Source organism: Streptomyces noursei (assembly GCF_016917755.1).
Taxonomy (GTDB): Bacteria; Actinomycetota; Actinomycetes; order Streptomycetales; family Streptomycetaceae; genus Streptomyces; species Streptomyces yunnanensis.
In genome coordinates, this window is the sequence record NZ_CP070326.1 from 7,658,474 (window position 1) to 7,684,758 (window position 26,285).

Genomic DNA, 26,285 nt, shown 5'->3' on the forward strand with positions numbered 1-26,285 from the left:
GCAAGCCGCACAGCCGATGGCCGGGTCGCCACGATCCCGCACCGGCAGACAAGGAGACCAAGAGCCCGCACTCCGCCGGCGCCTGACGCAGCGACATGCAGTCGTCTCGACGCATGGTTGTCGTCGAGTTCCCGGATGGGGATCGGGTCAAGGAGTGGTACGCGCCTTCCGAGTGTGCGGAAGCGCTGGAGATCCGGAAGTCGGCCCTGGAGCGGCGGCTGTTGCTTGTCCAGGGTGTGCCTGAGCAGCGGCATCGACGGACGGCCCGAGTCCGCCTCGCCGCAGGACCGCCGTTGGCCTCCGCCTCCCGGCCCACTGCGACAGGCCCCAGCCCGTCTTCGTGCCGCCTCAACTCCTTCCCGCAGCAGTGGTGTTGCCGGTGAGTGGGGTGAGGGACGAGTAGCGGACGCAAGGCGTATCGCACGTGACCCGTGTGGGAATCGGGATTCAGGGCATGCGTATGGATACCCCCGGCCGGGCTCTCCCGTCCCGGCCGGGGGCGTGTCCATCGACGCTGTTCACGAGGTTGCGCAGCCGGCCCGTGCGGCGACTCGGAGGCACCCGCGCCTCGTCGAGTCCCACGTGGCGGAGGCCCGGCAAAGCTCGCTTCCCGCTGCCGCGGCCTTCGCCGGCCGGCCCCGCTCAGACGGTCAGGCCGAGCGCGGCCAGGCGGTCCGGATCGGTGAGGATGTCCAGGCCGATGATGCGGCCGTCCCGGATGGTGAACGACATGACGGACAGCGCTCGGCCTTCGGCGAACGAGACCACGCCGGGCGTGCCGTTGACCAGCGCCAGATGTGCGTTCGCCGCGAAGCGGGCGAAGGTGATCGCCTGGGACGCCACGTCGGAAGCGCCGCGCCGCACGACGCTCGGGACGAGCGTGCCGCCGTCGGAGCGCGCGACCACGGCGGGATCCAGGACGGCCAGGAGCGCCTCGAAGTCGCCGCCGCGGGAGGCGGTCAGAAAGGCGTCCACGACGTCGCGTTTACGGGCGTTGTCCATGTCGGCCGCCGGGGTGGCGCCCTGGACCCGGCGGCGGGCGCGGCTGGCGAGTTGCCGGGTGGAGACGGTGGTGCGGCCGAGGATGGCGGCGATCTCGTCGAAGGGCACGTCGAACATGTCGTGCAGGACGAAGGCGAGCCGCTCGGCCGGGGCCAGGGTCTCCAGTACGACCATGAGGGCGATACCCACCGCGTCCGCGACCAGAACCTCCCGCTCAGGGTCGACGCGGCCGAGTTGGGTGACCACGGGGTCCGGCAACCGGATCGGCCCGTCCTGCTCGGGCAGCGGATCCTCACGCCGGGAGGTACGCGAGCGCAGCATGTCCAGGCACACCCGGCCGACGACCGTGGTGAGCCATGCTCCCAGGTTCTTCACCTCGCTCACATCGGTGCGGCTGAGCTTGAGCCATGTCTCCTGGACAGCGTCCTCCGCCTCGGCTAGCGACCCCAGCATCCGGTAGGCCACCGCCCGCAGTCCCGACCGCTCCGCCTCGAAACGGTCGGCCAGAAAATTCTCTTCACTCACCTGTCACACCCCCGTGTCGGGATCCGTCGGTCCAGTGACAGACGCTAACCGATCACGGCCACGAGGAGAGCACCAAATGAACCCCACGGCCGGCACCGCAGCCAACATCGCAACTGGCACCGCTGCCGCCGCCGCGACGGCCACTGCGAGGATCCGGATCGCCACCATCAGCACGCCCTCGGGTTCTGCGCTACAGGGCGATCAGTCCAGCCGTCGTCCGCGTGAAGCCGCAGGCATCGAAGTAGAACGCACGCAGGTGGTCCTCGAAGTCGACGTGCAGCCACGCGCACTGCGCGGCACGGGCTTCTTCGGCCGCGATCGCGACGAGTCCGGCACCGATGCCATGTGACCGGCGGTCCTGGGCGACCACCGTGTCCAGAAGGAAGGCATGGACCCCGCCGTCCCAGGCGACGTTGACGAAGCCGATCAGCGAGCCGCCCTCCCGAGCACAGACCCAGCCGAGGCTGTGGCGCTCAAGTCGGGTTCGCCAGTCCGCCTGTGCGACTGGGGAGCCGAAGCCATCGGCGTGCAGTGCGTTGAGGGAAGCGTTGTCGACGTCGCCTCGCCACTCGTATCTGATCGCCACGCTCCGATCGTACGCTCCAACCGATGCCGGTGCGCCGCCCGTTCGCTCGACGCCGCCACCCCCTTCAAGGGATCCTTGAGCATGGAATTTCTCTGCTACCACCGCGACCGGCCCGACTCCCTGCCACTGCGCGACGAACTGTTGGAGGCGCACTGGTCCTACATGGACCAGTACGCGAAGGAGATGATTGCCCGGGGCCCGACGTTCGCCGATGACGGCGACGCGCCCACCGGTAGCGTGCACATCGTCGACCTGCCCGATCCCGCTGCCGCCCGTGCGTTCGCCTTCGACGAGCCGAACTACCAGGCCGGCGTCTACCGGGACGTACTACTGCGACGGTGGCGCAACAGCCTGGGGCGCACCATGTGGGACTTCCCCGGTGGCCGGACCGGCGGCAACCGGTACCTGGTGCTCGGCCTGGGTTCGGGGCAGCCCGTCGACCTGGCGGTGCCGCCCGGCCGAGACGAACTGATCGCCTACGGGCCGCTGTTGTCCGACGACGGCACCGCCTGGCTGGGCACGGCGGCACTGCTCCGGGCCCCGGACCCGGACACGGCACGCGCCGTCCTGACGCCGGGCCGGTACGCCGACATCGAAGTGCACGACTGGGAGTTCGGAGGGCGGTCGTAGCTCTCGCCGTGTCGCACGCCCGGCGCTGTCCACGGCGCGCGGAGTCACGTCTTGGTGTGGCCGCCTGACCTGCCCGGCACGCACCGCGCCGGTACGGCAGATCGTCTTCTACGGTGTGACGACCTCGACGCTGAACAGCCGTGTCACCGCTGACAGCGCCTCCCGTCCGCGCGTGGTGAGCGTGCGTCCGTCCGCGGTGGTCAGTGGTCGGCGGCTGGCCAGACGGGCGAGGGAGGCGCTGGGGGCCAGGTCGGTCGCCGGGCGAGCGCCTCCCCCGCCCGGGGCAGCAGGTGCCGCAGATCGCTGCGCCCCAGCGTCGTTGCACACCCGGACGCGTTCCTCGGCCGGGCGCACGCCTCGTCCAGTGAGGTGACCACCCGAGGATTATCCTTGCCGAGCGTCGATTCCCCACTCCCCACGCTCCTGGCCCGTTTCCTCCGCTCGTGCTGGAAGCGGCGGCGGCAGCGGTGACGGCAATCTTCCGGGTGGTCGTACGCATCACGAACCCTCCATTCCCGCTCGGCAGTCCACGGGGTTCGACCGGAACCCCGATCACCTCCACTCCTCCCCCACGACCAGACCGACGAACGTCGTCGGACCGTCACAACTGCACCAAACGTCCGTTCCCTTCCGTCGCGACGGGACGTCGGCACGAGCGGCTCCGCGCGGATGTCCGAGCCTCCGACGCCTTCAACGGCCCGCGCCTCGTTGAGCACCTTCACGGAGAGACGAGACGCATCGTTCTGTTACGGTAGGCACATGGCTTTCTTCTACTTCCTCTGAGTCCGGGCACGGCCGACGCCGCCGTTTCTGCTGCCCGTAGACGCTTCGCATTCCCAGGGAAAGTCATATGCGCGTACGCGCCCATACCGCTGTGCCCGCTGCCGTGGCGCAGCTGTCCGTCAAGGACGTCACCAAGTCCTATGGCACCCGCACCATCCTCGACCAGGTGTCCTTCACCGTCCGCCCGGGCGAGAAGGCCGCCGTCATCGGTGAGAACGGTTCCGGGAAGTCCACCCTGCTGCGGTTGCTGGCCGCAGTCGAAGTACCGGATGCCGGGGAGATCACCGTCGGTTTCCCCGGTGGCTTCGGGCATCTCACCCAGACGCTCGACCTCGGTCCGGACCGCACCGTGCAGGACGCCGTCGACCTCGCCCTGAGCGAACTGCGCGCCATGGAGCGCCGGTTGCGCACGGCGGAGCAACACCTCGGCGAGGCGTCGAAAGTCGAACTCGCCGCGTACGGCGAGCTGTTGACCGCGTATGAGGAGCGTGGCGGATATGAGGCGGAGGCCCGTGTCGATGCCGCCATGCACGGGCTCGGGCTCGCCGGGATCGCCCGCGACCGGGCGCTCGGCTCGCTCTCCGGCGGCGAGCAGTCGCGGCTCGCGCTCGCATGCGTGCTGGCCGCCGACCCCGAACTGCTGCTCCTCGACGAGCCGACGAACCACCTCGACGCGGCGGCCGTGCACTGGCTCGGGGAGCACTTGCGTGCGCATCGGGGCACCGTCGTCGCGGTCACCCACGACCGCGGTTTCCTCGAACGCATCGCCACCACGGTCCTGGAAGTCGATCGGGATGCCCGCACGGTTCGCCGGTACGGCGACGGGTGGGCGGGCTACCGCGCCGCGAAGGCATCCGCCCGGCGCCGCGCGGAGCAGGAGTACGCGGAGTGGCTCCACGAGGTGGCCCGTAGTGAGGAGTTGCTCGACGCCGCGGGGAAGCGGCTGGCCGGCACCGGCAAGGACCCGCGGCAGGGGTTCGGCAAGCACCGCCGCTCGCACGAGGCGAAGCTGGGCGGGCAGGTGCGGGCGGTCCGGGAGCGGCTGGCCTATCTGCGGCGCCATCCGGTGGCGGCGCCGCCGGAACCACTGCGGTTCACGGCCGCGCTGTCGACGGCGGACGGCGCGTGTTCCGCCGACCGTCCCTCCCCGCACCCTCGGCTTCGTTCGAGCGGGGAACACCCCATTGCCGAGCTCGACGGGATAGCGGTGGGCGAACGGCTGCGCCTGGACGGGCTGCTGGCGCTCATGCCCGGGCAGCGACTCCTGGTCACGGGCGAGAACGGGGCGGGCAAGACCACGCTGCTGCGTGTCCTGGCGGGCGACCTGGAGCCGGATGCCGGCTCGGTGCGCCGCCCTGCCCGGATCGGCTATCTGCCGCAGGAGCTTCCCGCGCGCTTCACGCGCCGCCCGCTGCTCGCCGCGTTCGCGGCCGGACGGCCGGGGCCGCCGGAGGAGCACGCCGAACGGCTGCTGGCACTGGGCCTGTTCCGTGAGGAGGATCTGCACGTCCCGGTCGCGGCGCTGTCCGCGGGGCAGCAACGGCGGCTGCAGCTCGCGATCCTGGTCTCCCGGCCCGCGGACCTGCTCGTCCTGGACGAGCCGACCAATCACATCGCGCTCGACCTGGTCGAGGACCTGGAGACCGCGCTCGCGGCGTATCCGGGGGCGGTCGTCGCGGTTTCGCACGACCGCGGCTTCCGCCAGCGGTTCCCGGGCGAGCGGTTGGAGCTGTGCGACGGCCGCCGGCGCTGACCGGCGCCGCGGCGGCGGGCGGTCGGTCCGCCGCCGCAGCCGACGCCCCGAGCACGCGCACCCCGGGACCCCCGCGCAAAACCCTCGGTCAGTAGACGCTGCCCCAGCTGGCGAGGGAGACCGACCGCGCCGACCCGCCCGGCTGCAGGGTGCCGACGCGTACCGTGCAACGGGGTCCGGCGAAGAACGACCTGGTCTCGTCGCTGTTGTTGTACACCGATCGGGCGGGTTGGAACGGCGTGGCCTCGCAGTCGTGTTCGGGGTACTGCGCGGCCCTCATCTGTCCGTCGAACTCGGGCTTCGACCAGAAGCAGACGGAACCTTCGGGGCAGGCCGCCGCGGCGCGGGCCCGAGCGGGCAACGCGGCGCCGTTGCCCGCGTGCGCGGGGGCGGTGGCGGCCAGGGCCAGGGCGGTCGCGGCGGCCAGTGGGCCGAGGGCCGCGGCGAGGTGCTGGATGCGCATGGGATCTCCGGATCTCGCGTGACGGTCGACACGTGCCGTGAGCTGGGTCGTCTGCCGGGGCTTTCGCCCGACGAGGGGCGGCCCGGCGGCCTGTTCACGTGGACCGGCCCAGGGCTCCCCGGCCAGACCGAGGTCGTAGGGACCAGTGTGTGGCAACAAATGGAGCCGGTCCCGGTGTTCGAGTCACTGTCACGCTTGCGAGCAGCGTTGTACGCATGTGCGGAGAATCGCGGAGAAGGTTCCTGTCTGTCGCCCGGTGGGAAGCGGGCTGCGACGCGTGGGGGTGCGGGGCTCAGCGCGGGGTGATGGCGATGCCTTCGGGCTCGTGTCCGGTCGGCAGGGTGGCCCGGACCCGCTGGGCGTAGGGGTCGATGACCGACACGGTGTCGGACTGTTCGTTGGTCACCCACACCCGCCGGCCGTCCGGGGTCACCGCGACCCCCTGCGGCTGGACACCGACGTGCACGTGGCCGATGATCCGGTGGCCGGAGATGTCGATGATCAGCAGACAGTCCCGGGCGGAGTCGGCGACGTAGAGGAGCCTGCCGTCGGGGCTGACCGCATTGCCGAGCGGCGCCCGGCCGCCGGGCAGACGGCCCACCACGGCGTCGCGGCTGGTGTCGATGACGGACACCGTGCCGGAACCGGTGTTGGAGACGTAGACGAGGCGGCCGGAGGGCGGCGAGCTGATGCCGCTGGGGAAGTCCCCGACCGGGATCCGCCGGACGGGGTGCGAGCTGGGGTCCAGGACGGTCACCGCGCCACCGCCGTTGTCGGTCACGTAGGCGCGTCCGTCCGGGATCGTGGTGATGCTGTGCGGCAGCGGTCCCACCGGCACGGTGGCGATCACATGGCAGTCGGGTGCGCTGAGGACCGTGACCGTGTCCGACCCGAAGTTGGCCGCCAGCACCCTGCGGCCGTCCCGGGTCGGCATCGCCGCGAAGGGCCGGTGCCCCACCCGTACCGTGGCCGTGACCAGCCGGGGGCCGGTGTTGATGCAGGAGACGGTGTCGGACCGGCCGTTGGCGACGTAGACCCGCTCGCCGTCCGGAGACGCTCCCACCCCGGTCGGGCCGAAACCCACCTGGACGGCACCGAACTTGCGTTCCAGACGAGTGTCATAGGCCGAGACGATCTCCGCACCACTGTTGGCCACATAGGCACTGACGCGAATGGGGTAACCGGCCGCGCGCCGGACCGCGGGGCGCGGCTGCGCCACGGCCCCGACCAGCACGCCGGACAGCAGCAGAGCGGTGGCCACGTCCCGGCACAGCCGACGGCGGCGCCGGGACGACCGTGGCGCGCTCGGTCGGTGCCGGGTGGATCTCTTGCCGGGGGGCTCACTGGCCGGGGTTCGACAGTGCATGGTTCTCCTGGGGCAGTAGTGATCACTACGCTCCACCACAGCAGGCATCGCCCGATCCCGCAGTCCCACTAGGCCAACCGGCCCTGTCCGTACCCCGGGGTGCGAAGCGGTGTCGAGCCCGTCGCCGCAGGTGGCGGCCGGCCGTGTCGGGGTGAGTCCCTTCCTCACACCCGGGCGGCGGTCCTGAGGTCGCGGTCGAAGGCCCGGATGTCCTCCTCGGTGAGGGACGTCCTGGTGTGGGCGATGGCCTGAAGGTAGTCGCCGGTGATCCGGGCCGGGTCGGCGGCTTCCTGCCCGCCCGAGGCCAGGTGGCGTTCGAAGGCGGCCTGGGCCGCGGTGCGCGCCGCGTACTCGATGTCTGCCGGGGTGAAGCGGTCGCTGGCCTCGACCAGCGCGTCCAGTTCGATGCCGGCGGCGCGGTCGGGGCCGATGTAGCGGGTCCAGATGGCGCGTCTGGCCTGAGGGTCGGGCGGTCCGACCGGGATGAGGTAGTCGAAGCGGCCGGGGCGCAGGAAGGCCGGGTCGAGGGAGCGCACGGCGTTGGTGGCGCAGATCAGGAGCCGGCGGTCGCCGCGCCGGAACTGCGGGATGAGTTTGAGGAGTTCGTTGGTGACCCGGTGGGCGAGCGTCGTCGGGTCGTGCCGCTCGGAGGCGATCTCCTCGGCCTCGTCGAAGAACAGCACGGCCTGCTCCAGGTGCTCGACGCGGGCGAACAGCCGGCGGAGCCCGGCCGCGACGCCGTGCGCGTCGTCGGCGAGTTGGTAGGGGAACACCTCGATGAACGGCCAGCGCAGGCGGGAGGCGACCGCTCGGGCGAAGGTGGTCTTTCCGGTGCCGGGCGGGCCGAAGAGCACCACCGCGCGGGGCGGCACCAGCCGGTACTGCCCGGCGACCTCGGGGTGCTCCAGCGGGAGGACCAGTCGGCGCTCGATCAGCGTCTTCTCGGCGCTCATGCCGGCGATGCTGTTCCACAGGCCGTCGTCCGGGACGGTGCCGCCGAGTTGGTCGAGCAAGGTGGCTTCGGCGGAGTCCGCGGTCAGCTGCTTCTCGACGTAGCTGAGGTCCGGCCGGTTCACGTATCCGGCGCGGGCGAACGCCCGCTGGCCGGCCTCCCCGTCCGGCAGCAGCGCCCCGATGCGGCGCACACCGGCGCCGCCCAGCCGCTCCTCCAGGGCCGCCAGCAGCGCCTGTCCGACGCCGTGCCCCTGCCAGGGCCGGCCGACCGCCATCCGCAGGATCCAGGCGCGCTCCTGCGTCGTCAGGGACACCGCGGCGCCGATGACCTGCTCCCCCACCACGGCCACCACGGCCGGCGCCTCGGCGTGCAGCGCGCTCACCGCCTCCGCCAGGCTCACCGCCAGGTCCACGGCGGGGTCGGGGGCCTCCTCCCAGATGCGCACCACCTGGTCCAGGTCGTTCTCCTCCAGCGCACGGACCCGCCATGGGGACATCGCACGTCACCTCTCCGGTCTCCGGACTGCTGGTGTGGGACCGCGCTCTCGACGCGTCGGGCTCCGTCTCTCCAATGTCCCTCGCCGGGCCATGCGCCGCGAGGGACCGGATGGCCCTACCGTTGCTGGCCCGTCCGGACCTTGGCCGCGGCGTCCGCCGCGTCGACCATGGCATGTACGCGGAATGGTCCTCCGCTGACCGGAGCGGGCGTCCCAGAGACGTCCGCTCCGGTGTGCCGGACCGCCGGGCGAGGGCCGTCCGGCACTGGCAGGCCGCCGGGCACCGTGCTGACCTGGAAGCCGGACGGCCTGTGCACGCGGATACGGGCTCGTCGCCGGGATCGTCGAGGAGGTCCCGGGCAGCAGGGAGCGGAGGCTGCCGTGCGGTGCGCTGAGGACCGGGCAGGGGGCCGGGCGCGGGGGACCGTGGATGCCCGGCGGAGGCGTCGCGACCCGATACTGCTGAGCGCGACGACGGTGGCGCTGGTAGCGGGCGGGATCGCCTGGTTGGCCGGGCGCGGGGCACTCGCCGATGCGTGCTGGGCGGGCGGTACGGTGATCGCCGTCGTCCCGGCCGTGGCCTGGGTGGTGGACGCACTGCGAAGGGGGCGGGTCGGGGTCGACCTGATCGCGGTGCTGGCGCTCGCCGGGACGCTGGTCGTCGGCGAGTACCTCGCCGGGGCGCTGATCGCCGTGATGCTGGCGACCGGCCGGACGCTGGAGGCCGCCGCCGGTCGCCGGGCCTCCCGTGACCTGCGGGCCCTGCTGGAGCGTGCGCCGCGCTCGGCCCGGTGCCGTCGGGGTGGGGAGATCGCCTCCGTGGATCTGGACGAGGTCGGCGTGGGCGAGGTGGTCGTCGTCGGCCCCGGTGAGGTGGTGCCGGTCGACGGCACCGTCACGTCGGGTGCGGCGGTGCTGGACGAGTCGGCGCTCACCGGTGAGTCGGCGCAGGTGGAACGGCGGGCCGGTGAGGCGGTGCGCAGCGGTGTGGTGAACGCCGGCGGGGTCTTCGAGGTGACGGCGACGGCGACCGCGCGGGAGAGCACCTATGCGCAGGTCGTGCGGCTGGCCCGGGAGGCGAGCGCCGAGAAGGCGCCGGCGGTGCGTCTCGCGGAGCGGTACGCCGCGTGGTTCCTGCCGTTGTCGTTGGGGCTGGCCGGAGTCGCCTGGGGAGTGAGCGGGGAGCCGGTTCGGGCGGTGGCCGTGCTGGTCGTGGCGACGCCTTGCCCGTTGCTGCTGGCGGTGCCGGTGGCCGTCGTCTCCGGCATGTCGCGGGCGGCCCGACGGGGCGTGGTGGTGCGGGATGGTCGGGCGCTGGAATCGCTGGGCCGGGCCCGGACCATGGTGATCGACAAGACCGGGACGCTCACGGCGGGGCGACCGCGGGTGCTGGAGGTGGCGGCGGCGCCCGGTGGCCCCTCCCCCACCGAGGTCCTGCGGTTGGCCGCCTCGGTCGACCAGGTCTCGGTGCACGTCCTCGCCGAGGCGATCACCCGGGAGGCGCGCGGTCGCGGCCTGGTCCTGTCCCTGCCCGGGGAGGTCGTCGAGGAACCGGGGCGGGGAGCCGCGGGAACCGTGGACGGCCGCCGGGTCGCCGTCGGGAAGACCGACCTGTCGTCGGCGGAGCTGCCCCGCTGGGCCCGGACCGTGGACAACCGTGCGCTGCTCGACGGGGCCGCGGTCGCCTGGGTCACCCTCGACGGCGCGCTCAGCGGTGCCGTGCTGCTCCACGACCCCCTGCGCCGGGACGCTCCGCACACCGTGCGGCGGCTGCGGACGGCCGGGCTGACCAGGCTCCTGCTGCTCACCGGGGACCGTCCCGAGCCGGCCCGGCAGGTCGGGACCGTGCTGGGACTGGACGACGTCCGTGCCGGGCAGTTGCCCGCCGACAAGGTCCGGGCCGTGCAGGAGGAGTGCGAGCGCGCCGTGACCATGATGGTCGGCGACGGTGTCAACGACGCCCCTGCCCTGGCCGCCGCGGACATCGGCGTCGCCATGGGTGCGCGCGGCGCGACCTCGGCGTCCGAGGCCGCCGACATCGTGCTCGGTACCGACCGGGTCGGGCGGCTCGCCGATGCGATGGACATCGCCGTGCGGGCGCGCCGGATCGCGGTGCAGAGCGCGGCGGGCGGCATGGCACTGTCGTTGATGGCGATGGTCGCGGCGCTGTTCGGGCTGCTGCCGCCGGCTGCCGGTGCGCTGCTGCAGGAGGCCGTCGACGTGGCCGCCATCCTCAATGCGCTCCGTGTCGTGCTGCCGGCGCCGGGCACCGGCGGCCCGCCTCTCGCACCTGCGGCCGAGCGCCTCGTCCACCGGTTCGCCGCCGAACACGAGGATCTGCGCGGCGTCCTGGAGGCCATCCGGGAGGCGGCGAGCCTGCTCTCCGCCGAGCCGGGCCCGCGCGCCCTGGCAGCGGTCCGACGCGTCGACCGTCTGCTCACCGAACGGTTGCTGCCGCACGAGCACGCCGAGGAGCACCAGCTGTACCCCGCGCTCAACGAGCGGCTCGGCGGCCCGGACGCCACGGAGACCATGAGCCGGGCGCACGCCGAGATCGAGCGCCTCGCCCAGCGCATCGCCACCCATCTCGCCCTGGCCGACGCGGCGGGGGCCTTGCTGCCGGAGCAACTCGACGATCTTCGGGCGTCGTTGTACGGGCTCCACACGGTCCTTCGGCTCCACTTCAGCCAGGAGGAGGAGAGCTACTTCTCGCTCTCCTCCTGACGGCTGCCAGGGCCGGGGCCGCGTCGCTCAGGGCGTGATGGTCAGGACCTCGTCGACCGGTCGGCGCGGGGTGCGCGGCCCGTCGGGGCCGTAGCCGAGGCGGAGGATCATCTGGACGTGGCCGCTGCCGGAGAGCGGGTCGCGCAGCAGCCAGCGCAGGTCGGGCCATTCCAGGGCCTGGGTGGCGAAGGAGCTGGCGAGTCCTTGGCGGGTGGCGAGGAGCAGGACGCGTTCCAGTGCCTGGCCGGCGCGGAGCCAGTCGGCGGGTTCGTCGTGGGTGGTGCTCAGGGAGGCCAGTTGCGGCTGCTTTTCGAAGTCCGCGTAGTCGCGTCCGGGGATCGCGCGCCGGCCGGCGAAGTCCCGAACGGGAGCCGCGCCGCTGCGTTTGACCGGGCCGAAGGCGTACTCCGGGATGCCCTCGGGAGGGGCTTCGGCGGAGCCGTCATGGGTCCATCTGCGCTGTTCGACTTCGCGGCCGTCGTCCATCCGGTCGTAGCCCTCGGCATGCAGGATGAGGTCGAGGACCGCCTCGCGGTGTGGCGTGGTCAGGAACGCCAGGCGGGCGCCCTCCCTGGCCGCCGCCTCGACGAGGGCGGAGCGGAGGCTGTCCGCGATGCGCCGGTCGGAGAACGGGCGGCGACTGGTGTGCCGGATGGCGATGGCGGGCTGGAGACTGGAGAGGGACACGTCCAACGGTTCGTGCGGCACGTCGAGGCGCACCGAGGCCAGGAGCGTGGGGGTGTGGGGTGCCGGCAGCAGGGTGGTCACCGTGCGGTGGCCGGCGTGTGCGGCGGCGGCCCGGAGGTTGAGCAGGGCCGCGCCGCAGCCGAGGTGGAGTCCGCGCGTGGTGGGGTCGGCCAGCGGCATCGCGCGGTCCAGGTCGGCGGAGAGCAGCATGGTGCGCGACGCCCGCGCGTACTCGAAGCGCCACGGCTGGGCGTTGTGCATCGACGGCGCGGTCGTGGCCTCGGCCACCAGCGACTTGACGGCCGTGTCGTCGAGGGTGGGGTGGGTGAGCACCGGGAGCCTCCCGGGCGGATCGGACCGCGCCCGGGCGGGGAGCGGTCGGTGGAATCGGCAGGTGTCTCCAGCGTCGCGGGACGCCGTCGTCGGCATCAGGGGCCATAGGGCCCCGACGGAAGGACCGGTCGGCCCGGCGGGGACGGCCGGCCGCGCAACAGGGCCGAGTGGCTCATATCGGTGCGACCGGCGGCCCGGCCACGCTGGAGGTGCGGCCGCGCCGCCGGCCGCCGGGGCGGAAGGAGCCGGAGATGGAGCACCGCACGATAGGTGAGCTGATGACCCGGAAAGTGGTGAGCGTGCGGCTCGACACCCCCTTCAAGGAGATCGCGCAGACGCTCGCCGACCACGCGGTGAGCGCCGTGCCGGTGCTCGACAGCCTCGGCAGACCGGCCGGCGTCGTCTCGGAGGCCGACCTGTTGCGCAAGGCCGCCGACCGGTCCGACCTGTCCGGGCGGACCCCGCTACCTCACCTGGAGGCGTGGGAGAAGGCCCGCGCGGAGGGGCGCACCGCCGGAGAGTTGATGTCCGCTCCGGCGGTGTGTGCCCATCCGGACTGGACGGTGGTGGAGGCGGCGCGCCTGATGGAGGTGCAGCGCCTCAAGCGGCTCCCCGTGGTCGACGAGACCGATGTCCTGTTGGGCATCGTCAGCCGCAGCGACCTGCTGCGCGTCTTCCTGCGCAAGGACCAGGCGATCCGGGAGGAGATCGCCCGGGAAGTCATCGGCCGCACCGCACGCCTTGGTGCGTCGGGGGTGACCGCCGAGGTCAATCGGGGGCAGGTCGCCCTGCACGGCACGGTGACAGATCCACTGCTCATCCCCGTACTGGTGCGGATGTGCGCGAGCGTCGACGGCGTGGTGTCGGTCTCCGAGGACGTCAAGCAGGCGCCAGCCGCCGCCGACGCGTCGAGCAATCCTCCGGCAGACCGCGCGCAGGAAAGCCGGTTGCCGTCATGAAGGACGTCGTCACCGTCGGTGTGGACGGTACGCCCCAGGCCTTGGCGGCGGCACAGTGGGCGGCGCACGAGGCGCGGCTGCGGCAGTCCCGGCTGCGACTGCTGACCGCCTGGCAACCGCTCACGGCCAGACCGCGGACCCCCTGGGCAGCGGAGCCGCCACACTGGCCGGACCGGATCGCCCAGGAGGCCAGGGCCACGGTCGAGTCGGCGGAGCCGGGGGTGGCCATCGAGGTGCGCCTGGTGCGCGAACCACCGCTGGAGGCCCTCATCGAGGCCGCCGAGCAAGCGGACCTGCTGGCCCTGGGGTCGCGGGGGCTGGGCCCCGCCGCCCGCTTCACCCTGGGCGCGACCGGCCTGGACCTGGTGCCGCGGGTCGCCGTCCCCGTCGTCCTGGTGCGAGCCAGGCACGATCGCCCGACGACCGAGGAGGGCAGCAGCATCGCGGTCGGTGTCAGCCTCCACGCGGCGTGCGAAAACCTCTTGGCCTTCGCCTTCGAGACCGCCGCCCGGCGAGCCGTCCCGCTCCGGGCCGTGCACGGCAGAAACCTGCCCCCGTTCGCCGACGACCGCGGCGGTGCCGTGGAGCGGGCCGCTGCCGAACAGGCGGAACTCTTCGCCCGTGAGGAACTGTCCCAGGCGCTGCGCCCGTGGCGGGAGAAGTTCGGGGACGTACGCGTCGAGGAGCAGGTGGTCATGGAGAGTCCGGCGCCCGCCCTCCTGCACGGCGCGGCGGGAGCGCAGCTGCTCATCGTCGGCCGCCGGCACCTCGGCCACGCGGTCCCGCGCATCGGCCATGTCGTCCATGCGGCCGTCCATCACGCGCCGTGCCCCGTGGCGATCGTGCCGCACGAGTGACCCGCTCCATAGGGGCGGAGCAGGAACCGCCGGCAGAAAGGAAACGTGCGCGATGACGACCGACCGAGCAACCGGATCCGGTGAGCCGGGGCGGCCCCGCAGCGATCTGGGACGGCGCACCGCACTGCGCCGTGAGCAGTTGGGGCTGACCCGCGAGGAGGTCGCGGCCCGGGCCGCCGCCTCACCCGGCTACATCCAGTACGTCGAAGAACACGCGGCCGAGCCGAGCATCGGCTTCCTGCTGTGCCTCGCCGGTGCGCTCAACACCACGGTCGCCGAGCTGACCGGCGGCACCACCGACCTTCCCACGGGCCTGGGCAAGGCCGGCGCCCATCCCGAGGTGCTGACGCTCGGCCCCGCCGCATGCCGGGAGCTGCTCTCCACCCACGGCATCGGCAGGGTGGCCGTCACCCTCAACGACACCCCTGCCGTCTTCCCCGTCAACTACACCGTCATCGACGACGTGATCGCCTACCGCACCCAGGCGGGCTCCGGTCCCGCCGCGGCAGCCGGCCACGAAGCCGCGCTGGAAGTGGACCACATCGACGAAGCGTTCAGCCAGGGCTGGAGCGTCCTGGCCGTGGGACCCGCCGAGATCGTCACCGGCTTCTACGAGACCCGCAAATTCGAAGAACACGCCTACTCACCTCCCTGGGTGGGCGGCGGCCGGTACCAGTGGATCGCCATCCGGCCGACGCACCTCAGCGGACGGCGCATCCGCGTCACCGGGGCACCCGCCCCACCGACCGGAGAAGCCGAGCACGGCTCGGGCACATGAGCGCCGCGGCGGGGCCCGCCGGGCGGAAGCGTGGAAGGAACGGCCGTCATGTCCGAGACCACGACCACCGACCTGTACGAAGTGACGATGGCGCTGTCCTATCTGCGCGAGCGGATGACGGAGTCGGCCACGTTCAGCTGCTTCGTCCGTCAACTCCCGCCCGATCGGGGCTTCTTGGTATGCGCCGGCATCGAGTCCGCACTGAACTACCTGTCCCGGTACCGCGTCGGCCTCGACGACGCCAGAGCCTTCGCGGAGGCGTTGCGACGCCCGGTCCACGACCTGATGCCACTGGTGGGGATGCGTTTCACCGGTACCGTGCGCGCGGTGCCCGAAGGCCGCGTGGTGCTGGCCGGGGAGCCGTTGCTGGAGGTCACAGCACCCCTGCCGCAGGCACAGCTCGTCGAGACGAGCGTGCTCAACCACCTCAGCCACCAGACCCTGGTGGCCTCCAAGTGCGTCCGGTGCGTCCTCGCCGCCCGGGGACATGCGGTGGTGGACTTCTCGCTGCGCCGAACCCACGGGATGGCCGCCGGCCTGCAGACGGCCCGACTGGCCGCCCTGACCGGGTTCGCGGGCACCAGCAACGTCGCCACGGCCCGGGCCCTGAACTTCCCCGCGGTCGGGACGATGGCCCACTCCTACGTCGAAGCCTTCCAGAACGAGGAGGCGGCCTTCACCGCCTTCGCCCGCTGCCACCCCGGCCCGGTCACGCTCCTGGTGGACACCTACGACACCGAGTCGGGCGTCGCAACCGCCGCCCGCGTACTGCGCGCACTGGACCGCGCCGACGGCTCCGCAATCCGCCTCGACAGCGGCGACCTCAAGGAACTGTCCTTCCGCGCCCGCGCCCTCCTCGACGCCGCCGGACTCCCGCAGGTCCGCATCGTGGCCAGTGGCGGCCTGGACGAGTTCGCCGTACACGACCTGGTCTCTGCGCGGGCGCCGATCGACGTCTACGCCGTCGGCACCCGGGTCGGGGTCAGCACCGACGCCCCGTACCTGGACACCGCGTACAAGCTCGTCGAGTACGCCGGGCGTCCGGTGATGAAGCTGTCCACGGCGAAGGCGACGGCGCCCGGCCGCAAGCAGGTCTTCCGGCGCCCCGGCTGCATCGACGTGATCGGCCTGGCCGACGAGGAACCACCCCCCGGCAGTGTGCCGCTGCTACGGACCATGATGCACGGCGGAACACGGTGCACCTCACCGCTGCCGCTGGAGGACGCCCGGCGGCGGCTCGCCGCGGAAGTGGCTCAACTCCCGGCCGCGGCCAGGGAGATCAGGTCGCCGGTGCCGGTACGGCCGACCGTGTCGAAACCGCTCGCGCGGCTGACGAACCGGGTGCGGCAGCAGATCGAGCGGGAGGTGTTCGGCCCGTCCTCCCCGTCGTCTCCGGAGAAGCGCGTCGAGACCGTGCAGGCAGGTTCCGGTTGGCCCCCGCCGCATGGGCCGAACGGTCCCGCATCCGGGCGACTCGCCCCATGACCGGCCCGGCCTCCCCTGTGGCACGTTCGGCACAGGCACCGGTGGGACAAGAGGTGAGTTCGGTGCAGGCACACATCGGCGACAAGCTCATGGTCGCGTGCGCGGCCACGGGCGCCACCCGGCGCGACGGCGAGATCGTCGGGCTGCACCACGAGGACGGCACCCCGCCCTACGACGTCCGCTGGGCGGACACCGATCAGATCTGGCTCTTCTTCCCCGGCCCCGACACCCGTATCCGGCATGTCGACCGCCCTCCGGACGCCACCTCGCCCGGCGCCGTCGCCGCGGCGGAGGTGTGACATGGGCGGACCGGTCCTGGTCGGGCTGGACGGCACCGGGAACAGCGTGCCGGCGGTGCGCTGGGGTGCCGAGGAGGCCGCGGTCCGCAATCTCCCCCTCCATCTCCTGCATTCCTGGGTCTCCCAGCCGTGGCCGGTGTCCTGTGCGCCGGGGGAGGCCGACCGGCGCAGGTACGGAGCCGAAGTGCTGGGGCGGGCCGCAGCCCTCGTCGGGGAACTTCGCCCCGCGGTCGCGGTGACGGCGCAGCAGGTGGGCGAGGAGGCCGCCGACGCCCTGGCGGAACGCAGCGGCACGGCCACGCTGTTGGTGCTCGGATCGCGTGGGCATGACAGGATCTCGGGTTTCCTGTTGGGCTCGGTGAGCCTGCGGGTCCTGGGACGCGCCGCGTGCCCGGTGGTCACCGTCCGCGAGGAGGAGTCGTCCGTCGGCCCGGCGCCCGAAGTCGTCGTCGGTGTGCAGGAGACGGGCACCGAAGGGGAAGCCGTGCTCGACTACGCGTTCACCACGGCCTCGGCGCACCGTGCGGGCCTGCGTGCGGTGCGCGCCTGGGCACCCGCCGCGGACCCCGCCCGAGCGTCGGACGAGGCGGCAGGCGCCGCGGGCGCACGGGAGTCGCTGTCCGCGAGCGTCGCCCCGTGGCGGGAGAAGTTCCCCGATGTCCGGGTGGTCGAGCAGGTCGCCGTGGGCAGGGCCGTGCCCGTGCTGCTGGCGGCCTGTTCCCGGGCCGGGCTGCTCGTCATCGGGCGCCGGCCGCAGCGCACACCGCTGCCCCTCGGGCCGTCGGTGCTCGCCGTGCTGCACCACTCGCGCTGTCCGGTCGCGGTCGTTCCCCGCGGTGCGTGATCTCCGCCGACCGGACCGCGTACGGCGGCGCGGGGCAGCGCCATCCCGCCGGCTGTGCCCGCCCGGGGGAGGCGATGTCCGCAGATCAGTCCCTCGCGACGGTCAGGTCGAGGAAGTGCGTGGAGCAGGAGATGCACGGGTCGTGGCTGCGGATGACCCGTTCGCACAGGGTGGTCAGCTCCGCGTCGGTGGCCGGGCGTCCGGAGTCCAGGCGGTGCTGCACGGCGCGCCGCAGGTCGTGTTCGATCGCTGCCTGGTTCTGGGCGGTGGGCGGGACCAGGGAGGCGTCGGTGACGGTCCCGTCGGCGTCGAGGGTGTAGCGGTGGTAGAGCAGGCCGCGGGGCGCCTCGGTGGCGCCGTGGCCGGTGCCGGCCCGCGCCGGAACGTCGAGGTGGGGACGGGGCGGGGGTGCGTAGGCGTCGATGAGGCGCAACGCCTCGTCGACGGCGTAGAGCACCTCGACCGCGCGGACGACGATGCTGCGGAAGGGATTGCGGCACACCGTGCCCTCACGGGGGTCGCCGAGCCCGGCCTCGCGTGCCGTGCGCAGCACGTCGGGTGGCAGCCAACGGCCGCTGATGGCGTAGCGGGCGAGTGTCCCGGTCAGGTGGCGGCGGCCGTCGAGCCGTGCGTGCAGGGCGGTGGAGTGCGGCACCTGGGTCTCGACGACGTGCGTGGGGAAGGCGTGGACCGGAAAGGTGCGGGTGGGCAGGGCGCGGTCGCTGTCCGGTGGCAGGCCGGCGGTGCTCGGGGCGGGCATGACGGTGGGGGTGCCGGAGCCGATGGCGTAGGTGCCGGGTTCGGCCAGCGCGAGGAGGTCGTGGTCGCCTCCGGCGTCGGGGAAGTCGAAGCCGGCCACCCAGCGCACGGTGGCCTCCGCGGCGTCGCGGGCGCGTCGCAGCCGTTCCGCCAGCGGACGCAGTTCCCGTTGCGTGGGGAGACGGTGGAAGCCGCCGAGGCGGACGTTGACGGGGTGGATGGCGCGGCCGCCGAGGAGTTCGATCACCGCGTTGCCGGTCTGCTTGAGGGCGAGCCCGCGCTCGACGTGTCCGGGGTGGGTGCGGGCGAGGTCGATGACGCTGTCGTGGCCGAGGAAGTCCGGAGCGTGCAGGAGGTAGATGTGGAGGGTCTGGCTCTCGATCCATTCGCCGCAGTACAGGAGCCGGCGCAGGGCGGCGAGTTGTCCGTCAACGGTGACGCCGCAGGCGTCCTCGACGGCGCGGCAGGCGCTCATCTGGTAGGCGACGGGGCAGATCCCGCAGACCCGGGAGGTGAGGTCGGGCGGCTCGGTGTGGGCGCGGCCGCGCAGGAACGCCTCGAAGAAGCGCGGCGGTTCGTAGATCTTCAGCCGTGCCTCGGCGACCCGGCCCCCTTCGAGGCGCAGGTGCAGCGCCCCTTCGCCCTCGACGCGGGCCAGCGAGTCCACCCGCAGGACCTTGACGTCCTCGTGCGTCACCGTTCGGCTTCCCTCCTGGACTCCGCGTCGAACTCCGGCGAGCCGGTGTTAAAGGTGCGCAGCACCCGCACCACGTCGAGGGTCGCCATGCCGTCGCGCCGCAGCAGGGGGACGAAGGAGGGGAAGTTGACCGAGTTGGACGGGCCGAAACAGCCGTAGCAGCCGCGGTCGTAGGCGGGGCAGAGCGCGCCGCATCCGGCGTGCGTGACCGGTCCCAGGCAGGGGGTGCCATGGGCGACGGTGACACAGACCGTGCCGCGGCGCTTGCACTCGAAGCACACGCTGTGGGCGGGTACGTCGGGGTTCCGGCCGGCGAGGTGGGCGGTGATGACCTCCACCAGCTGGCCGCGGTCGATGGGGCACCCGCGCAGCTCGAAGTCGACGGGTACGTGGGCGCTGATGGGCGTGGAGGTGGCGAGGGTCTCCACGTAGTCGGGCCGGGCGTAGACCACTGCCTGGTATTCCGCGACGTCGGCGTAGTTGCGCAGTGCCTGGATGCCGCCTGCGGTGGCGCAGGCACCGATGGTGACCAGCCGGCGGGAGGCGGCGCGGATGTGTCGGATCCGTTCGGCGTCCTGCGGTGTGGTGATCGATCCCTCGACCAGGGAGAGGTCGTAGGGCCCCGGCCCCGGGGCGCTGGAGGCTTCCAGGAAGTAGCTGATCCGGAGCCGGTCGGCGATGCCGAGGAGTTCGTCCTCGCAGTCCAGCAGGGTGAGCTGGCAGCCGTCGCACGAGGCGAACTTCCACACCGCCAGCTCCGGCCGCCGGCCGCTCGTGGCCGTGTCAGGGGTGGCCTTCACCTCACAACTCCCTTACCAGGAGCAGGGGTTCGGCATGGCTCCAGGAGACGACCGGGCCGTCGCGGCACAGCAGCAGCGGGCCGAGCTGGCAGTGCCCGCAGTGGCCGGTGCCGCAGTGCATGGTGCGTTCCAACGAGAGCTGGATCCGGTCGGGGGCCAGTCCGCGACGGACGAGTTCGCGGGCGGTGGCCCGCATCATCACCTCGGGTCCGCAGAGGAAGGCGGCGGCGTTCCGGGGGGCGAACTCCGCCCGGTCGAGCAGGTCCGTGACGACTCCGACGTCCCCCTGCCAGGCGTTGTCGGGCCGGTCGACGGTCACTTCGACCCGCGCCCCGGCGGCGCGCCAGTCCTCGATGTCCTGGGTGCAGAGCAGGTCGCCGGGGGTGCGGGTGCCGATGAGGACCGCGACCCGGCCGTACCGCGGCCGCGCGGCCAGCACGGCGCGGACCAGCGGGCGCAGCGGGGCGAGCCCGAGTCCGCCGGCCACCACCAGAAGGTCGGTCCCTTCGACGGCCGGCGGCTCCCAACCGATGCCGAACGGGCCGCGGACCCCCACCGTCGTGCCGGGCCACAGGCCGTGCAGCGCCCGGGAGACCGCACCGACAGCGCGGATCGTGTGGGTCAGCCGATGGCCGTCCTGGGCGCTCAGCGAGAGCGGGATGTCCCCGACGCCGAAGGCATACACCATGGCGAACTGGCCCGGAGCGAACGGCGGGAGTGCGTCGGCCACCGGATCGAGCACGAGGTCCGCCGTGTCGGGGGTCCGGGCGGTACGCGCCGCCACCCGGTAGGGAACCGGCACCAGGTCCGGGCGGGCCGCGGTCACGGCGCCGCTCCCGCCGCCCCGGTCCACGGCTCGCGGCCGGGCGCGCCGTACAGGTCCAGCAGGCGCAGACGGGCGGCCCGCAGCCTGCGGCCGATCGCCACCGCGGCGACGCACCGGGTGACCGCCAGTCCGAAGGCGGGGTCCGCGTCGATCGCCCCGCGGACCTGCTCGGCGTCGAACTCGTACGCCGTCACCGGGGCCCGGGTCCGTGCGCCCAGATGCCAGTGGTAGGGCTCGAACAGCCAGGACCAGCCGAGGAGTTCACCGTCGCCGAGGGTTTCGACGACGGCCGCGCCGCGGCCCGGCTCGTACACGTCGAGGGCGACGGTCCCGGAGCGGATGACCCAGAACCGGTCGGCCGGGCCGCCCTCGTCGAAGATCCGTAGTTCCGCCGGGAAGGAGACCTCGCGGGCGAGGGTGCGCAGGCGGTCGCGGTGTGCGGGCGGCAGCGCGCCGAAGAAGTCGGGCCGGTCGGCGGTCATGCGGCGCCCTCCCCCGGCGGGCCGCCCGCCGCGCGCTCCGCGTTCAGCGCGTGGGCCTCCTCGGTGAGGTCGATGCCGACCGGGCACCACACGATGCACCGTCCGCAGCCGACGCAGCCGGAGCTGTCGAACTGGTCGTACCAGGTGCCGAGTTTGTGGGTGGCCCACTGCCGGTAGCGGCTGCGGCCGGAGGCGCGGACCGGTCCGCCCGGCAGATGGCTGAACTCCAGGTCGAAGCAGGATTCCCAGCGCCGCCACCGCTCGGCGTGGTCGCCGGTCAGGTCGGTGACGTCCTCGGCGGAGGTGCAGAAGCAGGTCGGACACGCCATGGTGCAGTTGCCGCAGGTCAGGCAGCGTGCGGCGACGTCGTTCCAGCGGTCGGCGTGCAGCGTCTCGCGCATCAGTGCCTGAAGGTCCACCTCGGGCATGGTGCGGCCCATCCGGTCGGCCGCCGCGGAGACCTTCTCGTGTGCCACGGTGGCGAGCGACGCGTCGGCCGGCAGGTGCGGCAGCTCCGCCAGCACCGACGCGCCCTCGTCGCTGCCGGCCCGGGCCCAGAAGCGGTGACCGCCGCCGTCGACGACCTCGGTGAGCGCCAGGTCGTAGCCGCCGTCCACGGCGGGGCCGGCGCCCATGGAGGTGCAGAAGCAGGTGGCTCCCGGTTCGGTGCACTCCACGGCCACCAGGAAGGTCCGTTCGCGACGGGCGCGGTAGCGGTTGTCACTGTGCGGCCCGCCGGCCAACACCCGGTCCTGCACGGCGATCGCGCGAAGGTCGCAGGGCCGGACGCCGAGGAACGCGTACGACGGCGGTGGGGTGTCGTCCTCGGTCACGACCCAGGCGCCGTCGGATCCGCGGTCGGCGTTCCACTGCCGCTCGCGCTGCGGATGGAGGTAGGTCTTCCACGACTGCGGGCCGGCGCTGTGCGCGAACGCCGCGCCGTCCGCGCGGGGCCGCACCCGGTAGTGCCCGGCCTCCAGCTCCACGCCCCGGCCGTACGGCAGTTCGTCGCCGTCGGTGAGTTCGTCCAGCACGATCGCGCCGTCGCGCACGGTGGGGCCGATGACGGTCCTACCGCGCGCCGCGAGGACCCGGATCAGCTCTGCCATCCCCTCGGTCCCGATCACCGCGGTGGGTGCCTCGCCCGTCATCGGCCGCCTTCCGGTGCAGACCACTCTCACTCCAGCGCGGTCAGTATGCGATCGGTCACCGTCGCCGCCCCGGCCGACAGGTCCGGGGTGTGCTCCATACAGCGCTGCCGATACCTCGGACGGCCGCCGGCGACGCCTCGGGACGGCTCCGCGGCGGCCCTGGCGGGGAAGGACCGACGCCATGGATGGTTCCTCCGGTTCCCCGGCCCGGACCGCAGTGATCGGCATCGGCAACGACCACCGTCGCGATGACGGCGTGGCGTGGGCGGTGCTGGCCGCGCTCGCGCGGCGCCCGCTCCCCCGCGGCGTCGTGCTGTTCCGCTCCGACGGGGAGCCCGCGCGGCTCATCGGCGCCTGGGAGGGTACGCGCCGGGCGATCGTGGTGGACGCGGCCCGCTCCCGTCCGGCCCGGCCCGGCCGCGTCCACCGGTACCGCGTGCACGGCGCGCTCTCCCGCAGTCCGTGCGGCGAGACCAGTTCGCATGGTTTCGCCCTGGGCGATGCCGTGGAGCTGGCCCGTGTGCTGGGCCGGCTGCCCGGGGAACTCCTCGTCTACGCCGTGGAAGCCGCGGACACCGGCCCGGGCACCGCCCTGTCACCGGCGGTCGCCGCCGCCGTCGCCCCGCTCGTCGCGCGGATCGAGCAGGACCTCGCGCCCCGCGGCGGCCGGGGCGGGGCGCTTCGCGCGTGAGGTGCCCGTCGGCCGCGCGCACTACGGTGGTGGTGTGGCCGGGCCACGTGATACCGGCCGCGACGGAGGCGTGCCGTGGGCGAGGACGGCTGTCGGACGGACGAGGCTCGTCCGCAGTTGCACGCGCTGTCGGACGATCTCCAGGAGCGGTTGCGCGCGGTGGAGAAGGCGAGCGGCCGCTCGCAGCATCTGCTGCTGGAAGCAGTGCTGTCGGTGGGTGCCGGGCTGGAGCTGCCCCAGGTGCTGCGGCACATCATCGAGGCCGCCGTGGTGGTCGCGGACGCGCGGTACGGCGCGCTCGGGGTGATCGGCGCGGACGGCAGGCTCAGCCAGTTCCTTCCGGTCGGGCTCACCGACGATCAGTTCAAGGCCATCGGCCCGCTGCCGGCCGGCCACGGAATCCTCGGCGAGCTGATCCGGCATCCCGCTCCGCTGCGCCTGAGCGAACTGGGCGCGCACCCGGCGTCCTACGGATTCCCGCCGCACCACCCGGCGATGCGCTCCTTCCTCGGGGTGCCGATCCGGGTCGGGGACGAGGTCTTCGGCAATCTGTACCTGACCGAGAAACGTGGTGGCGGGTCGTTCACCAGCGACGACGAGACGCTGCTGGCGACGCTGGCGGTGGCCGCCGGGGTGGCGATCGAGCACGCCCGGCTCTTCGAGGAGGCCCGGTACCGCCAGGAGTGGCTGGAGGCGATCCACGAGATCGTGGCCGGCCTGCTGCCGGCGGCTGAGGAAGAGGACATCCTGCCGACCATCGTCGACCACGCGGTGCGCATCCTCTCCGCCGACCTCGGGGTCCTGGCCCTGCCGACGGAGGACGGCCGTCTGCGCATGGAACTGGCCTCCGGGGTCGACTCCGAAGCGCACCGCGGCCTGGTCCTCCCCCGCCAGGGATCGTTCGCGGGCGCCGCCCTGGCCGCCGGCCGTCCGCTGATCAGCGAGGACATCGAACACGACCCGAGAATCACCACGGGTCCGCCCCGCTGGTGGGGGCTCGGGCCGGCCGTCGCGGTGCCCATGGCGACCGGTGAGCAGGTCCACGGGGTCCTGCTGTTGGCGCGGCTGCGCGGGCGCCGCCCGTTCACCGAGTCCGAGACCGCGCCGTTGCTGACGTTCGCCGGTCAGGCCGCGCTCGCCATGGAGCTCTCCGAACAACGGGCGGCCGCGGATCAGGTGACCCTGCTCAAGGACCGCGACCGCATCGCCCGTGACCTGCACGATCTGGCCATCCAGCGGCTCTTCGCCATCGGGATGACGCTGCAGAGCGCGGTGCGGTTCGTGGATCACCCCGAGGCACACGAGCGGCTGCTGCGCGCGGTGGACGGCCTGGACGAAACCATCAAGATCATCCGGTCCACCATCTTCGGGTTGCGGACCCGCGACGTGGCCAGCGGACGGCAGAGCCTCAGGGCCCGGACGGTCGCCACTCTGGAGGACGCCGCGCACGCGCTGGGCTTCACGCCGTCACTCCACATGGAGGGGCTGCTGGACACCGACGTACCGGAGGCACTGGCCGCACACGCCCTGGCGGCGCTCGCCGAAGCCCTCAGCAACGTCGCCCGGCACGCCCGGGCGACCGCAGCCGACGTCTTCCTGGCCGCCCGCGCCGGCCGGCTCACCCTGGCCGTGCAGGACAACGGGGTGGGGATCGCCGAGCACGGCCGACGGAGCGGGCTGCTCAACCTCGCCAGACGTGCCGAGAGCGCGGGCGGGGAGATGACCGTGGAGGCCGCGCCGGAGGGCGGCACCCGCCTGGTGTGGTCGGCGCCGCTGCCCGCGTAGCACCGCCGTCCACGCCGCGGAAGGCCGCGTTCCGAAGGCGGGCAGCGGGTCGGTGCCGCGCTCCGCGGCGTTCAGCAGTGTCCAGCGGCGTCTAATTAGACGCCCCGTTCCGTGCCGACCGCCGCCCCGCGCTGTGTGGCGAGCACCGCCGCCTGGATACGGCGCTCGACGCCGAGTTTGGCCAGCAAGCGGGAGATGTGGTTCTTGACGGTCTTCTCGGACAGGTAGAGGCGCGCACCGATCTGACGGTTAGTCAGCCCTTCCCCGATCAGTTCGAGGATCTCCCGCTCCCGGCCCGACAGACCGGACAGGGCATCCTCCTCGGGACGGGTGTCGGCCTCCTGGCCGCGCAGGCGGCGCATCAGCCGCGCCGTGGTCGCCGGGTCGAGCATCGAGCGCCCGGACGCGACGGTGCGCACCGCGGCGACCAGGTCCGTGCCCTTGATCTCCTTGAGGACGTAGCCGGAGGCCCCGGACATGATCGCGTCGAGGAGGGCGTCGTCATCGTCGAACGAGGTCAGGATCAGGCAGGCCACGTGCGGCATCCGTGAGCGCAGCTCACGGCAGACGGTGACGCCGTCGCCGTCCGGCAGCCGGACGTCGAGCACCGCCACGTCGGGCCGTAGCGCCGGCCCCCGGGCCAGCGCCTGGCCGGCCGTCCCGGCATCGCCCACCACCTCGATGTCCGGCTCGGCGTCGAGCAGGTCCTGCACGCCGCGCCGGACGACCTCGTGGTCGTCGACCAGGAACACCCGGATCGGCCGCTGTGGTGAGAACGTGCCCGTCTCGCTCATGAGGACCTCCGTCCACGAATCCGCGTCCCTGCTCCATCGTGGCTCCGCCCGAGGGGGCCTGCCAGGGCCGAACGGTCCCGGCGCGCACGCACCGCCCGCACTTCCGGGCCCCGCACCGGGACCGTTCGGCCCTCTCCCCCGGACGTCCCCTGGTGAGAGGCTCGAACCATCGGGTGAAAGGGGTGCGCGATGGCTCCGGGGACGCTCCACCAGCCGTGGCGGCACGGTCCACTCCGGCGCCGCACGGACGTGGTGCAGTCCTGGATGGCACTGGTCAGCGGTCTGCTGATCACCGTGGCCGCGCCCGCGGCCGGAGTGCTGGCCGGCAACGCGGTGGACACCGCCGTCCACGGGCAACGGGCCGACCGGCACGCGACGGTCGCCGTGGTGGCGAAGACCCCGCCCGCCGCCCTCGGCGTCGCCGCCGGCGACGGGACGGTGGGGCGTGCCTACACGGCCGTACGGTGGACCGCGTCGAACGGCACCGTGCGCACGGGTGAGACGGTCGTACCCCCCGGTGCCCACACCGGGGACCGCACGACCGTCTGGCTGGACGGTCGCGGAGCGCTGATACGGGACCCGGGCTCGCCGGAGGACGTCGTGGTGGAGAGTGTGGCGGTCGGCATCGTGGCCGCCTCCGGCACCGGTCTGGCGCTCTTCGCCGTGCACAAGGGCGGCGTCCGGCTGCTCGACCGCCGCCGGTACGCGCAGTGGGAAAAGGAGTGGGCGGAACTCGACGCGCGACCGCGCCGCGACCATCCGTGACCGTTCACCG

Annotated in this window: 24 protein-coding genes and 1 pseudogene; 13 read left to right on the plus strand and 12 right to left on the minus strand. The window is 73.1% G+C overall.

Annotated features, from left to right (window positions below; translation table 11 throughout):
• The first annotated feature begins 113 nt into the window (after nucleotides 1-113).
• A complete protein-coding gene (locus tag JNO44_RS33420) occupies nucleotides 114-383 on the plus strand; it encodes a DUF1330 domain-containing protein (protein WP_235095718.1) in 270 nt (89 codons plus the stop codon).
• A gap of 259 nt (nucleotides 384-642) precedes the next feature.
• On the opposite strand, the gene JNO44_RS33425 is transcribed toward JNO44_RS33420, so the two are convergent.
• Together JNO44_RS33425 and JNO44_RS33430 are read right to left on the minus strand one after the other, a co-directional pair.
• A complete protein-coding gene (locus JNO44_RS33425; protein WP_205367607.1) occupies nucleotides 643-1,527 on the minus strand; it encodes a sigma-70 family RNA polymerase sigma factor in 885 nt (294 codons plus the stop codon).
• 190 nt (nucleotides 1,528-1,717) lie between these two features.
• On the minus strand, nucleotides 1,718-2,113 hold the full coding sequence (locus tag JNO44_RS33430; RefSeq protein WP_205367608.1) for a GNAT family N-acetyltransferase: 396 nt from the start codon (nucleotides 2,111-2,113) through the stop codon (nucleotides 1,718-1,720).
• Nucleotides 2,114-2,194: 81 nt separating this feature from the next.
• On the opposite strand from JNO44_RS33430, the gene JNO44_RS33435 reads away from it, so the two are divergent.
• Together JNO44_RS33435 and abc-f are read left to right on the plus strand one after the other, a co-directional pair.
• Nucleotides 2,195-2,743 carry a YciI family protein gene (locus tag JNO44_RS33435; RefSeq protein WP_205367609.1) on the plus strand — a complete coding sequence of 183 codons (549 nt, stop codon included), beginning with the start codon at nucleotides 2,195-2,197 and terminating at the stop codon, nucleotides 2,741-2,743.
• Nucleotides 2,744-3,593: 850 nt separating this feature from the next.
• Nucleotides 3,594-5,279, plus strand: coding sequence for a ribosomal protection-like ABC-F family protein (gene abc-f, locus JNO44_RS33440; RefSeq protein ID WP_205367610.1), 1,686 nt, complete (start codon nucleotides 3,594-3,596; stop codon nucleotides 5,277-5,279).
• Nucleotides 5,280-5,367: 88 nt separating this feature from the next.
• Here the strand turns inward: abc-f and JNO44_RS33445 are convergent, their stop codons facing one another.
• The 3 genes from JNO44_RS33445 to JNO44_RS33455 form a co-directional block, all read right to left on the minus strand.
• Nucleotides 5,368-5,742 (minus strand): peptidase inhibitor family I36 protein, encoded by a 375-nt coding sequence (locus JNO44_RS33445; RefSeq protein ID WP_205367611.1) that lies wholly within the window; start codon nucleotides 5,740-5,742, stop codon nucleotides 5,368-5,370.
• A gap of 292 nt (nucleotides 5,743-6,034) precedes the next feature.
• The gene (locus JNO44_RS33450) at nucleotides 6,035-7,003 is read right to left on the minus strand and encodes a YncE family protein (protein ID WP_235095714.1); all 969 of its coding nucleotides are present in this window, start codon (nucleotides 7,001-7,003) and stop codon (nucleotides 6,035-6,037) included.
• Nucleotides 7,004-7,272: 269 nt separating this feature from the next.
• Nucleotides 7,273-8,559 carry an ATP-binding protein gene (locus JNO44_RS33455; RefSeq protein ID WP_205367613.1) on the minus strand — a complete coding sequence of 429 codons (1,287 nt, stop codon included), beginning with the start codon at nucleotides 8,557-8,559 and terminating at the stop codon, nucleotides 7,273-7,275.
• Nucleotides 8,560-8,985: 426 nt separating this feature from the next.
• On the opposite strand from JNO44_RS33455, the gene JNO44_RS33460 reads away from it, so the two are divergent.
• On the plus strand, nucleotides 8,986-11,283 hold the full coding sequence (locus JNO44_RS33460; RefSeq protein WP_240168015.1) for a heavy metal translocating P-type ATPase: 2,298 nt from the start codon (nucleotides 8,986-8,988) through the stop codon (nucleotides 11,281-11,283).
• A gap of 27 nt (nucleotides 11,284-11,310) precedes the next feature.
• Here the strand turns inward: JNO44_RS33460 and JNO44_RS33465 are convergent, their stop codons facing one another.
• A complete protein-coding gene (locus JNO44_RS33465) occupies nucleotides 11,311-12,303 on the minus strand; it encodes an Acg family FMN-binding oxidoreductase (RefSeq protein WP_205367615.1) in 993 nt (330 codons plus the stop codon).
• Nucleotides 12,304-12,554: 251 nt separating this feature from the next.
• Here JNO44_RS33465 and JNO44_RS33470 point away from each other — a divergent pair, with 251 nt between their 5' ends.
• The 6 genes and pseudogenes from JNO44_RS33470 (at nucleotide 12,555) to JNO44_RS33495 (ending at nucleotide 17,525) form a co-directional block, all read left to right on the plus strand.
• A complete protein-coding gene (locus JNO44_RS33470; protein WP_205367617.1) occupies nucleotides 12,555-13,262 on the plus strand; it encodes a CBS domain-containing protein in 708 nt (235 codons plus the stop codon).
• On the plus strand, nucleotides 13,259-14,119 hold the full coding sequence (locus tag JNO44_RS33475) for a universal stress protein (protein ID WP_205367619.1): 861 nt from the start codon (nucleotides 13,259-13,261) through the stop codon (nucleotides 14,117-14,119). The genes JNO44_RS33470 and JNO44_RS33475 overlap by 4 nt, the downstream gene beginning before the upstream one ends.
• A 52-nt stretch (nucleotides 14,120-14,171) precedes the next feature.
• Nucleotides 14,172-14,897, plus strand: coding sequence for a helix-turn-helix domain-containing protein (locus JNO44_RS33480; RefSeq protein ID WP_205367621.1), 726 nt, complete (start codon nucleotides 14,172-14,174; stop codon nucleotides 14,895-14,897).
• Nucleotides 14,898-14,945: 48 nt separating this feature from the next.
• Nucleotides 14,946-16,382, plus strand: a complete 1,437-nt coding sequence (locus JNO44_RS33485) for a nicotinate phosphoribosyltransferase (RefSeq protein WP_205367624.1) — start codon at nucleotides 14,946-14,948, stop codon at nucleotides 16,380-16,382.
• Between the two features lie 62 nt (nucleotides 16,383-16,444).
• A pseudogene (locus tag JNO44_RS33490) lies at nucleotides 16,445-16,654 on the plus strand (DUF1918 domain-containing protein); the annotation flags it as partial.
• 28 nt (nucleotides 16,655-16,682) lie between these two features.
• Nucleotides 16,683-17,525, plus strand: a complete 843-nt coding sequence (locus JNO44_RS33495; RefSeq protein WP_205367628.1) for a universal stress protein — start codon at nucleotides 16,683-16,685, stop codon at nucleotides 17,523-17,525.
• Nucleotides 17,526-17,610: 85 nt separating this feature from the next.
• On the opposite strand, the gene JNO44_RS33500 is transcribed toward JNO44_RS33495, so the two are convergent.
• Genes JNO44_RS33500 through JNO44_RS33520 form a run of 5 tightly spaced genes read right to left on the minus strand, consistent with a single transcriptional unit; the run spans nucleotide 17,611 to nucleotide 22,240 of the window.
• Complete coding sequence (locus JNO44_RS33500; protein ID WP_205367630.1) at nucleotides 17,611-18,981, minus strand: Ni/Fe hydrogenase subunit alpha; 1,371 nt, start codon at nucleotides 18,979-18,981, stop codon at nucleotides 17,611-17,613.
• Nucleotides 18,978-19,781, minus strand: a complete 804-nt coding sequence (locus tag JNO44_RS33505) for an NADH-quinone oxidoreductase subunit B family protein (RefSeq protein WP_235095707.1) — start codon at nucleotides 19,779-19,781, stop codon at nucleotides 18,978-18,980. The genes JNO44_RS33500 and JNO44_RS33505 overlap by 4 nt, the downstream gene beginning before the upstream one ends.
• Nucleotide 19,782: 1 nt before the next feature.
• Nucleotides 19,783-20,607, minus strand: a complete 825-nt coding sequence (locus JNO44_RS33510) for an FAD/NAD(P)-binding protein (protein ID WP_240167769.1) — start codon at nucleotides 20,605-20,607, stop codon at nucleotides 19,783-19,785.
• Nucleotides 20,604-21,089, minus strand: a complete 486-nt coding sequence (locus JNO44_RS33515; protein WP_205367632.1) for a cyclic nucleotide-binding domain-containing protein — start codon at nucleotides 21,087-21,089, stop codon at nucleotides 20,604-20,606. Before JNO44_RS33515 ends, JNO44_RS33510 begins: the two co-directional genes overlap by 4 nt.
• The gene (locus tag JNO44_RS33520; protein ID WP_205367634.1) at nucleotides 21,086-22,240 is read right to left on the minus strand and encodes a 4Fe-4S dicluster domain-containing protein; all 1,155 of its coding nucleotides are present in this window, start codon (nucleotides 22,238-22,240) and stop codon (nucleotides 21,086-21,088) included. The genes JNO44_RS33515 and JNO44_RS33520 overlap by 4 nt, the downstream gene beginning before the upstream one ends.
• Nucleotides 22,241-22,421: 181 nt before the next feature.
• Between JNO44_RS33520 and JNO44_RS33525 the strand changes: the two genes are divergently transcribed.
• Nucleotides 22,422-22,931: a hydrogenase maturation protease gene (locus JNO44_RS33525; RefSeq protein ID WP_205367636.1), complete on the plus strand. Its 510-nt coding sequence runs from the start codon at nucleotides 22,422-22,424 to the stop codon at nucleotides 22,929-22,931.
• Between the two features lie 75 nt (nucleotides 22,932-23,006).
• Nucleotides 23,007-24,716, plus strand: a complete 1,710-nt coding sequence (locus JNO44_RS33530; protein ID WP_205367638.1) for a sensor histidine kinase — start codon at nucleotides 23,007-23,009, stop codon at nucleotides 24,714-24,716.
• A 95-nt stretch (nucleotides 24,717-24,811) separates the two neighbouring features.
• Here JNO44_RS33530 and JNO44_RS33535 read toward each other — a convergent pair whose 3' ends face one another.
• Nucleotides 24,812-25,510 (minus strand): response regulator, encoded by a 699-nt coding sequence (locus JNO44_RS33535; protein WP_205367641.1) that lies wholly within the window; start codon nucleotides 25,508-25,510, stop codon nucleotides 24,812-24,814.
• A gap of 189 nt (nucleotides 25,511-25,699) precedes the next feature.
• Here JNO44_RS33535 and JNO44_RS33540 point away from each other — a divergent pair, with 189 nt between their 5' ends.
• Entirely contained in the window at nucleotides 25,700-26,275 is a 576-nt protein-coding gene (locus tag JNO44_RS33540) for an Rv1733c family protein (protein ID WP_240167770.1), read from the plus strand.
• Nucleotides 26,276-26,285 lie beyond the last annotated feature (10 nt).

Coding starts and splice junctions, on each gene's coding strand:
- JNO44_RS33480 (WP_205367621.1), top strand. CDS start 14,172: ATGACGACCGACCGAGCAACCGGATCCGGTGAGCCGGGGCGGCCCCGC.
- JNO44_RS33455 (WP_205367613.1), bottom strand. CDS start 8,559: ATGTCCCCATGGCGGGTCCGTGCGCTGGAGGAGAACGACCTGGACCAG.
- JNO44_RS33495 (WP_205367628.1), top strand. CDS start 16,683: ATGGGCGGACCGGTCCTGGTCGGGCTGGACGGCACCGGGAACAGCGTG.
- JNO44_RS33420 (WP_235095718.1), top strand. CDS start 114: ATGGTTGTCGTCGAGTTCCCGGATGGGGATCGGGTCAAGGAGTGGTAC.
- JNO44_RS33540 (WP_240167770.1), top strand. CDS start 25,700: ATGGCTCCGGGGACGCTCCACCAGCCGTGGCGGCACGGTCCACTCCGG.
- JNO44_RS33535 (WP_205367641.1), bottom strand. CDS start 25,510: ATGAGCGAGACGGGCACGTTCTCACCACAGCGGCCGATCCGGGTGTTC.
- abc-f (WP_205367610.1), top strand. CDS start 3,594: ATGCGCGTACGCGCCCATACCGCTGTGCCCGCTGCCGTGGCGCAGCTG.
- JNO44_RS33525 (WP_205367636.1), top strand. CDS start 22,422: ATGGATGGTTCCTCCGGTTCCCCGGCCCGGACCGCAGTGATCGGCATC.
- JNO44_RS33435 (WP_205367609.1), top strand. CDS start 2,195: ATGGAATTTCTCTGCTACCACCGCGACCGGCCCGACTCCCTGCCACTG.
- JNO44_RS33470 (WP_205367617.1), top strand. CDS start 12,555: ATGGAGCACCGCACGATAGGTGAGCTGATGACCCGGAAAGTGGTGAGC.
- JNO44_RS33445 (WP_205367611.1), bottom strand. CDS start 5,742: ATGCGCATCCAGCACCTCGCCGCGGCCCTCGGCCCACTGGCCGCCGCG.
- JNO44_RS33515 (WP_205367632.1), bottom strand. CDS start 21,089: ATGACCGCCGACCGGCCCGACTTCTTCGGCGCGCTGCCGCCCGCACAC.
- JNO44_RS33475 (WP_205367619.1), top strand. CDS start 13,259: ATGAAGGACGTCGTCACCGTCGGTGTGGACGGTACGCCCCAGGCCTTG.
- JNO44_RS33520 (WP_205367634.1), bottom strand. CDS start 22,240: ATGACGGGCGAGGCACCCACCGCGGTGATCGGGACCGAGGGGATGGCA.
- JNO44_RS33485 (WP_205367624.1), top strand. CDS start 14,946: ATGTCCGAGACCACGACCACCGACCTGTACGAAGTGACGATGGCGCTG.